Raw genomic sequence first — 2280 nt, 5'->3', positions numbered from 1 at the left:
ACACTACGGCGTGACGCTGACCGCGACGGGCGAGAAGCTGGCTCTGGAAGTGATTCGCCACCATCGGCTGCTGGAACTGTACCTGATGGAAGCGCTGGGCGTCAGTTGGGATGAGGTCCACGAGCAGGCCGACATCCTGGAGCATGTCATCAGCGAGAAGATGGAGGAGCGCATCGCTGCCGCCCTCAATCATCCCGAATTCGACCCCCATGGCGACCCCATTCCCGCGCTGGATGGAACCATGGCGGTCATGGACACCACGGCGCTGTCCGATATGGCCGCCGGCGATCGCGTGCGAGTCGCCCGTATTCCCGACGACTCCAACAGCGAGCTGCTGCGCTATCTGGCCGGTTTGGGACTGGTGCCGGGGGCGGTCATGCGGCTGGTCGAGGTGGCCCCGTTTCTCGGCCCGCTAACGGTCGAGGTGGGCGACGGCCGCGCGGTCATCGGCCGCAACCTGGCCGATCTGGTGCTCGTCGAGCGTGTTGATGAGGTCGATTAGAATGGCGCGGGTGGCCCTCTATCGTGTGGAAAGTCCTATTGCCGCCTATTGTGGACTATGCTAATATCTGCTCACCCTGCTGTGTACGAGGGTGACTCTAGCGTTGAGCCACTTTGATTTCCCTGGGAATTGGGATACGTAAGAGGGGATGTAGTAGCCGCAAGGCAAGGCAGTGTACCTCGAGACAAAATTCCCACCTGCGATAGCAGGTTCAGTCAATAGAGCATTCACGGCATGGCGGGGCGAACTTATCGCAACCCTATACCCCTGTTTATTCAACCCACGAACCGTTTCACCGGGCTTCTGAAGAGAAAGCACGATGTGAAACGCTGTCTCCTCGCCGGCTCCGGTAGCCATCCTGGAGTTTCCCTGTTGTCAGGAGACAAGCTTAGCGTATTTACTCAAACGTCAACCCTGCCTAACTATCTGACACATTTAAACATTGAGCCTTCGTAAACGTTACGGTGCGATTTGCTTTTTTGTTATACTTATCGGTCAATGGCAATTATTGCTGGAGATTATTTATGACCCCTTCCTTCACCATCGAACGCATCGCCGACCACGTCGGCGAGCGCGTCACCATCGAGGGCTGGCTCTACCAGAGCACCCACAAGGGCAAGCTGCTCTTCCTGCGCCTGCGCGACGGCACCGGCATCACCCAGGGCGTGGCCTACCGGCCGGAGTTGGGCGACGAGCTATTCGAGCAACTGGTTCGGCTCGGCCAGGAATCGTCGCTCATCGTCACCGGCACCGTGCGGGCCAACCCCAGAGCGCCCGGCATCCCCGAAGGGTATGAAATAGGCATCGAGGAGGCGAACATTTTGCAGGATGCCGTCGACTACCCCATCGGCCCCAAGGATCACGGCATCGAGTTCCTCATGGATAACCGCCACTTGTGGCTGCGCAGCAGCCAGCAGTGGGCGATCATGCGCGTGCGCGCGACGGTCAAGCGGGCCATCATTGATTTCTTCGACAGCCGCGGCTTCCTCAACATCGACACGCCGATCCTGACGCCCAACGCGGCCGAAGGCACCAGCAATCTGTTCGAGGTCGACTACTTCGACGAGAAAGCCTACCTGGCCCAGACTGGCCAACTCTACAGCGAGGCCACGATCATGGCCTTTGGCAAGGTCTACTGCTTCGGCCCGACCTTCCGCGCCGAGAAAAGCAAGACCCGCCGCCATCTGGCGGAGTTCTGGATGGTGGAGCCGGAGATCGCCTATTGCGACCTGGACGAATTGATGGCCCTGGAAGAGGAGTTCGTCAGCAGTGTCGTCCAGACGACGCTGGAGAAACGCGCCCCCGAGCTGGAGTATTTGAAACGCGATCTGACGGCGCTGCGCAATATCACCCCGCCCTTCCCGCGCATCAGCTATGACGAGGCGGTCGAGCGCATCCACGCCATCCGCGAGGCGACCGACGACCCCGAACTGAAGAAACAACTGGAGATCGAGTGGGGTGATGACTTCGGCTCGCCCCACGAAACGGAATTGACCAAGCAATTCGACAAGCCGGTGTTCGTCTACGGGTATCCCACGGCCGTCAAGGCGTTCTACATGGAGCCGTGGCCCGGCCGGCCAGAGATCTGCAAGAGCGTCGACCTGCTGGCTCCCGAGGGGTACGGCGAAATCATCGGCGGCAGCGAACGCATGAGCAACCCGGACGTGCTGCTGGAGGCCATCCGTCGCCACGAGTTGCCCGAGGCTAACTATAGCTGGTACATTGACTTGCGGCGCTTCGGCAGCGTGCCCCACAGTGGCTTCGGCCTGGGGCTGGAG

At 60.3% G+C, this 2280-nt stretch carries 2 protein-coding genes and 1 other RNA gene; all 3 read left to right on the top strand.

All coding sequences use genetic code 11. The features are described from left to right. Positions 1-502, top strand: a 502-nt coding sequence (locus tag WAW85_RS07960) for a metal-dependent transcriptional regulator (protein ID WP_422559085.1), incomplete at its 5' end; no start/stop codon positions are given. A gap of 70 nt (positions 503-572) precedes the next feature. Beyond that, positions 573-750: non-coding RNA, 6S RNA (ssrS, locus tag WAW85_RS07955), on the top strand. 276 nt (positions 751-1026) lie between these two features. Then, on the top strand, positions 1027-2280 hold a 1254-nt coding region (asnS, locus tag WAW85_RS07950), incomplete at its 3' end, for an asparagine--tRNA ligase (RefSeq protein WP_422559084.1).

Source organism: Gordonia sp. (in: high G+C Gram-positive bacteria) (assembly GCF_049299075.1).
In the GTDB taxonomy this organism is placed as follows: domain Bacteria; phylum Actinomycetota; class Actinomycetes; order Mycobacteriales; family Mycobacteriaceae; genus Gordonia.
The sequence above is the reverse complement of the archived record's forward strand: the minus strand, read 5'-3'. Positions and strand labels throughout refer to the sequence as shown.